At 49.2% G+C, this 624-nt stretch carries 1 protein-coding gene; it reads right to left on the reverse strand.

The features are described 5' to 3' along the window. The coding region (locus R7E78_RS27890) for an NAD(P)/FAD-dependent oxidoreductase (RefSeq protein ID WP_411913778.1) at nucleotides 1-624 on the reverse strand (624 nt) is incomplete at both ends.

The following is a 624-nucleotide window of genomic DNA, read 5'->3' on the forward strand; positions in this document are numbered from 1 at the left end:
AACCTGCACCTTCACCCGCAGGGTAGAAGCCTTTTAAGTTTACACTTTGGAAATCTTTACCGCGCTTAATGCAAACTGGTGAAGAGGTACGAGTCTCAACGCCAGTCAACAGGCCATCTTCAGATGCAAAACCTTTGATCTTACGGTCAAAAGCAGGAATGGCTTCACGAATCGCTTCTACCGCAAATGGAGGCAGCGCTTTCGATAAGTCTGTGAGCTTAATGCCCGGCGTGAATGATGGCTCAACATCACCAAGTTGACTTGGATCGCGACCTTTCAGGAAGTCACCGATTTTCTGTGCTGGCGCATCGTAGTTTTCGCCGCCTAGTTTGTAAGCGTTAGATTCAAGTTCACGTTGGAAACGGATACCTGCTAGAGGATCACCCGGGTAATCCACCTCAGGAGAGATACCCACAACAATCGCACTGTTTGCGTTACGCTCTGCACGAGAGTATTGGCTCATGCCGTTCGTCACTACGCGACCTTCTTCAGATGTCGCCGCAACAACAGTGCCGCCTGGACACATACAAAAGCTGTACACGGTACGACCATTTTTACAATGGTGAACCAGTTTATAATCCGCAGCACCAAGAATTGGGTGACCCGCATTTGGACCAAAACGTG

Source organism: Vibrio sp. YT-19(2023) (assembly GCF_033337395.1).